The organism is Streptomyces xanthophaeus (assembly GCF_000725805.1).
Classification (GTDB): domain Bacteria; phylum Actinomycetota; class Actinomycetes; order Streptomycetales; family Streptomycetaceae; genus Streptomyces; species Streptomyces xanthophaeus.
Genome location: NZ_JOFT01000070.1, coordinates 1 through 6482 on the forward strand (window position 1 = coordinate 1; position 6482 = coordinate 6482).

At 73.3% G+C, this 6482-nt stretch carries 2 protein-coding genes; both read right to left on the minus strand.

What is annotated here, in order from left to right; translation table 11 throughout:
• Window positions 1-4119, minus strand: a 4119-nt coding sequence (locus IO30_RS0128760; protein ID WP_031147703.1) for a type I polyketide synthase, incomplete at its 3' end; no start/stop codon positions are given.
• 41 nt (window positions 4120-4160) lie between these two features.
• Window positions 4161-6482 (minus strand): SDR family oxidoreductase (locus IO30_RS0128765; RefSeq protein WP_037895410.1); only part of this gene is annotated, 2322 nt, incomplete at its 5' end.

Consider the following 6482-nt stretch of genomic DNA (forward strand, 5'->3'; position numbering starts at 1 on the left):
GCCCGGGTTCTCCGACTGCGCACTGCGCACCAGACCCCACACCGGAGCCTGCACCAGATCCGGCGCCTGCTCCCCCACAGCAACCGCGTTGCTCGTCACCACCACGAGCCGTGCCCCGCCCAGCACCTCACTGGCCAGCCACCGCTGAAGCAGATCCAGCGTGCCCGCCGTCAACGCCCGCGCAGCCGACGCCACCCCGGAACCCGACGGCGACTCGACCGCGACCGCCACGACCTCCGGCGCGGTCGCACCCTCGGCCACGGCCAGCTCCAACGCCGCGAGGTCCGCAAAACGCTCACCCGGTACCGGGCACCCACCCAGCACCGCCACCGACACCGATACCGGCGACGCCGCCGAACCGTCCGTCAGCGCAGTCCAGTCCAGCCGGAAGAGCGCGTTCTGCCCGCCGGACCGGTCGCCCGCCAGCTGCGCCTGGTCGACCGGCCGCACCGTCAGCGCGTCCACGGCCACGACCAGCGCCCCGCGCTCGTCGACCACGTCGATGCGCAGCGCCGAGTCCTCGGACCGGCCGATACGGGCCCTCACCCGCGACCCGACACCAGCTCCCGCGCCGTGGCCCAGCCGGACCCCCGACCAGGAGAACGGCAGGTCCACACCGGCGGCCAGGTCCTTCTCCACCAGCGCACCGTGCAGCACCGCGTCGAACAGGGCCGGATGCAGACCGAACCCGTCACCGCCGGCGCCCTCGGGCAGCGCCACCTCCACGAAGAGGTCACCACCCGCACGCCAGGCCGCACGCAGCCCCTGGAACACCGGCCCGTACTCGTAACCGGCGACCGCGACGCGCGGGTAGAGCGTGTCGACCGGCACCGCCTGGGCACCGGCCGGCGGCCACTGCGCACCGAACGGCCGGGCCGGCTCCGCCTGGTCCGTGAGCCAGCCGCGGGCGTGGCAGACGGCCGCTTCCCCGGCCTCCTCGGGCCGGGAGTACACCGCGACCTCACGACGGCCGTCACCGTCGGCCGCGCCCACGGTCACCTGCACCTGACGCGCACCGTCCTCGGGCAGGATCAGCGGCGCCTGGAGCACCAGCTCCTCCACGACCGGGCAGCCGGCTTCGGCCCCGGCCGTCAGAGCGAGCTCGACGAGGGCGGCGCCGGGCAGGATCACGGTGCCGAAGACGGCGTGGTCCTGCGTCCAGGGCTGGGAGTCCTGCGACACGCGTCCGGTGAACAGGGACTCGTCGCGGTCGCCCACCTGCACCACGGCGGCCAGCACCGGGTGGTCGAAGCGGGCCAGCCCGGCAGCGGCCGGGTCACCGGCCGTGCCCGGCACCATCCAGTAGTGCCGGCGCTGGAAGGCGTACGTCGGCAGCTGGACGCGGCCCGCCCCGCTGTCGGCGTAGAAGGCCTCCCAGTCGACCGCGGTGCCGGCCGCGTGGGCCTCGGACAGCGACCGGGCGAAGCGTTCGAACCCGCCTTCGCCGCGGCGCAGCGATCCGAGCACGGTGGCGCGGTCGGCGGCGTCCAGGGCCTGGATCGTCTCCTCCACCGGCACCCTCAGTACGGGATGCGGGGATGCTTCGATGAAGCAGTTCATGCCGTTGTCGAGCAGGGCACGGACACCGGACTCGAAGCGGACCTGGCCGCGCAGGTTCTGGTACCAGTAGGAGGCGCCGAGTTCGGACGTGTCGACGAACTCGTTGCGCAGCGTCGAGTAGAACGGGATGCGGCCGGAGCGCGGCGCGATGGGGCCGAGCAGTTCGAGGAGTTCGGCCTCGATCGTGGCGACCTGCGCCGAGTGGGAGGCGTAGTCCACGGACACGCGCGTCATCCGGACCTCTGCCTGCTCGCAGGCGGCGGCCAGCTCGTCGAGTGCCTCCGGCTCGCCGGAGACGACGGCGGCGGACGGTCCGTTGACGGCCGCGACGGATATGCGTCCGCCGTACGGTGCGATCAGTTCCTCGACGCGGTCGACCGGCAGCGCCACCGATGCCATGCCGCCCTTGCCCGCCAGGCGCTCGCGGATGGCGCGGCTGCGCAGCGCGACGACGCGGGCGGCGTCGTCCAGCGACAGTCCGCCGGCCACGTAGGCGGCGGCGATCTCTCCCTGGGAGTGTCCGAGGACCGCTTCCGGGACGACTCCGTACGACTGCCAGAGCGCGGCCAGCGACACCATCACCGAGAACAGGGCGGGCTGGACCACGTCGACGCGCTCCAGTGACGGTGCGCCGGGCACACCGCGCAGCACGTCCTCCAGCTGCCAGTCCACGTGCGCGGAGAGTGCCTTGCCGCACGCGGCGATCTCGGCGGCGAAGACGGGCGAGGAGTCCAGGAGGTCGACCGCCATCTGCTCCCACTGGGCGCCCTGCCCGGGGAAGACGAAGACCGCGCGGTCGCCGGTGACCCGGCCTTCCACCACGTGTGCGGCGGGCTCGGCGGCGGAGAGCGCCTTGAGTCCCGACAGGAGTGCGCCGCGGTCGGTGGCGACGACGGCCGCGCGCTTGTCCAGCTGGGCCCGCGTCGTGGACGACGAGAAGCCGAGGTCGAGGACGGACAGCTCGGGCCGGGCGATCATCAGCGCGCGCAGGCGGTCCGCCTGGGCGCGCAGCGCCGTGTCGCTGGTCGCGGACAGCAGGACGGGGACGGCCTGGGGGGCCGTGGCCGCGGTGCCGGGCGTGCCCGGGGCGGCGGGCGTCGCAGCGGGGGCGACGGCCGGGGTCTCAGCGAGCTCGGCGGGGGTCTCGGCAGGTGCTTCTTCGAGGATCACGTGCGCGTTGGTGCCGCCGACGCCGAAGGAGGACACGCCCGCGCGGCGCAGCCGCTCTCCGGGCAGCCAGGGCTGTGCCTCGGTCAGCAGCGTGACCTCGCCGGCCGTCCAGTCGACGTTGGTCGAGGGGGCGTCGACGTGCAGGGTCCTCGGCAGCAGCTCGTTCTGCATGGCCTTGACCATCTTGATCACACCGGCCACGCCCGCGGCGGCCTGGGTGTGCCCGATGTTGGACTTGATGGAACCCAGCCGCAGCGGGCCGTTCTCGCGCTCGCGCCCGAAGGTCGCGAGGAGCGCCTTGGCCTCGATCGGGTCGCCGAGCGGCGTTCCGGTGCCGTGGCCCTCGACGGCGTCGACGTCGGCGGCGCGCAGGCCCGCGTCCGCGAGCGCCTGGCGGATCACCCGCTCCTGCGAAGGCCCGTTCGGTGCCGTCAGGCCGTTGCTCGCACCGTCCTGGTTGACCGCGCTGCCGCGGATCACGGCCAGGACCTTGTGGCCGTTGCGGCGTGCGTCGGACAGCCGCTCCACCACGAGCAGTCCGGCGCCTTCGGCCCAGCCGACGCCGTCGGCCGCGTCGGCGTACGCCTTGCAGCGCCCGTCCGGCGAGACTCCGCGCTGGCGGCTGAACTCGACGAAGACGCTGGGGCGCGCCAGCACGGTGACACCGCCGACCAGCGCCAGCGAGCACTCCCGCGAACGCAGGGCCTGCGACGCCAGGTGGACGGCGACGAGCGAGGACGAGCAGGCCGTGTCCACGGTGACGGCGGGGCCGGTGAAGCCGAAGGTGTAGCTGATGCGCCCGGAGGCGACGCTGCCCGCGGAGGCGATCGACAGGTAGCCCTCGACCTCGGGCCGCCGGTCGCTGGTTCCGGCGACGAATCCGTAGTCCTGGTACATCACTCCGCAGAACACGCCGGTGTCGCTGCCCCGCAGGGCGGTGATGTCCAGGCCCGCGTCCTCGAAGGCCTCCCAAGCCGACTCCAGCAGCAGTCGCTGCTGCGGGTCCATGACCATGGCCTCGCGCGGGCTGACACCGAAGAACTCGGCGTCGAACTCGGCTGCCCGGTCCACGAATCCGCCGCCGCGGGAGTAGGACGTGCCGGCGTGGTCGGGGTCGGGGTCGAAGAGGTTGTCGAGGTCCCAGCCGCGGTCCGCCGGGAATTCGGAGGAGGTGCCTGTGCGGCCCTCGGCGACGAGCTGCCACAGCTCGTCCGGGGAGGTGACGCCGCCGGGGTAGCGGCAGCTCATCCCCACGATGGCCAGTGGCTCGTGCGCGCGGTCCTCGTAGTCCTTGAGCCTCGCACGGGTCGTGTCGAGGTCGGTGGCCAGCCGCTTCACGTAGCGAACGAGCTTCTCTTGCTGCTGGACGTCGTTCACTTCAGTGGTCATCCGCCGTGTCCTGTTCGGTACGTCGTGGTCTCGGGCATGGGTCAGGCCTCGCCGAATTCGGCGTCGAGCAGCTCCAAGACCTCGTCCATGGTGCTGGCCGCATCGATCCGGTCACTGGTCCGTTGCGTGCCGTTGTCTGTGATCGTGCTGAGGAGGAGGCGCAGCCGTCCGGCCACGTGGGCCTTCTCGGCGCCCTCCAGGGTGGTGACCATCGTTTCGAGCTCGTCGATCTGCTGGTCGAGCCGCTCTTCGGCGGAGGGCTCCGCGAGCTCGGCGCCGCCGAGTTCCGACAGCAGCAGCTCGGCGACGGAGGCCGTGGTCGGGTGGTCGAAGACCATGGTCGGGGCCAGCCGTACGCCGCTGGCCCTGGTCAGCCGGTTGCGCAGTTCGACCGCGGAGAGCGAATCGAAGCCGAGGTCCTTGAAGGCGCGCGACGGGCTGACGCTGCCGGGCGAGGAGTGCCCGAGCACGGCGGCCACCTGCTGCTGCACGAGTTCGAGGACGGTCCGCGACCGCTCGGCCGCCGGAACGGCCGAGAAACGCTGGGCGAGGGTGATGCTCGTGGCCTCGGTGCGGCGCGTCGGTACGGGGGCGAGGGCGCGCAGCAGCACCGGCAGTGCGTCGGCGCGTCCCTTCGCCTTCAGGCCCCGGAGGTCGAGGAGTGCCGGGGCGAGCAAGGCGGTCCCGAACTGCCGTGAGGAGTCGAAGAGTTGAAGGCCCAATGCAGTGGTCAGGGGCTGTACGCCGATGCGCGCCAGCCGGGCACGGTCGGTGTCGTCCAGTTCGCCGCCCATGCCCGCGGACTCGGCCCACAGACCCCATGCCAGGGAGATCGCGGGCAGGCCCTCGGCCCGTCGCCGGGCGGCGAGGGCGTCCAGGAAGGCGTTCGCGGCGGCGTAGTTGGCCTGGCCGGGTGTGCCGATCAGGGCGGTGATCGAGGAGAAGAGGACGAAGGCGGACAGGTCCGCGTCCGCCGTCAGCTCGTCCAGGTGCAGGGCGGCGTCGAGCTTCGGACGCAGTACCCGCTCCAGCTGCTGCGCAGTCATCGACGCGACCAGGCCGTCGTCCAGGACGCCCGCGGCATGCACCACGGCCGTCAACGGCCGCTCCAGCGAGCCGAGGAGCTGCGCCAGCTGGTCCCGGTCGGCGACGTCGCACGCCGCCACCCGTACCTGCGCGCCCAGCGCCTCGAGCCCGGCCACCAGCTCCGGCACGCCCTCGGCGGCCGTGCCGCGCCGGCTCACCAACAGCAGGTGCTTCGCCCCGTACTCACGCGCGAAGTGCTCGGCGAACACCGCGCCCAGACCGCCCGTGCCGCCGGTGATCAGGACCGTGCCGTCCGGGTTCCAGGGGCGGGGCGACTCGCCGGGAACCTCGGCCCCGGCGGCGGCCCGTACCAGGCGCGGTGCGAGGACCCGGCCGGAGCGGACCGCGAGCTGCGGTTCGGCCAGATCGGCCAGGGCGGCCCAGTCCGGCGTCCCGCCGTCCACATCGCCGTCGCCGTTGCCGTCGACATCGGCGAGGACGAACCGGTCCGGGTGCTCGGACTGTGCACTGCGTACGAGCCCCCACACGGGGGCCTGTGCCAGGTCCACGGCCTCGTCGCCCACCGCGACACCGCGGTGGGTGACGACCACGAGCCGGGCGGCCTCCAGCATGTCGGCTTCCAGCCAGCGCTGGATCAGGGCCAGCGTCTCCCGGGCGACGGTGTGGACGGCCGCGGCCGTCCGGTCGGCCGGGGCCTGGATCGCAGCGACGACCAGCTCGGGGACCACGGCCCCTTCGGCCACTGCCCGTTCGAGCTCGTCGATGTCGGTGTGGTGCATCGGCCCGAGGGTGACGACGCTGATGGGCCCCTTCCCGGACCGGTCGGCCGGGATGACCGGCACCCAGTCGAGCTGGAACAGGGCGTCGCGCTGGTCTGCGCGGGCCGGCTTCAGCTGCGAGCGCTCGACGGTGCGGAACGACAACTGCGCGATGCCGGCGATGGGTTCGCCGTGCTCGGTGGCCAGGTCGACGCGCAGCGCGGACTCTCCGACGGAGCTGATCCGCACCCGTGCCGAAGCCGCTCCCGCTCCGGCTGCCGCACCCGCTTCGGGGAGGTTCACCCCCGACCAGGAGAACGGCAGGCGTGCGGATCCGTCACCGGCGTCGAGCCAGTCGAGGCCGCCGTGCAGGGCGGCATCGAACAGGGCCGGGTGGATCGCGAAGCCCGCGGCGCCTCCGGCCTCTTCCTCGCGGAGGGCGACCTCGGTGTAGACCGCGTCCTGGTCGCGCCAGGCGGCCCGTACGCCCTGGAAGGCCGGCCCGTATTCGTAGCCGAGGTCGGCGAGCCGGGCGTACAGCACGTCGGTGGCGAGGCG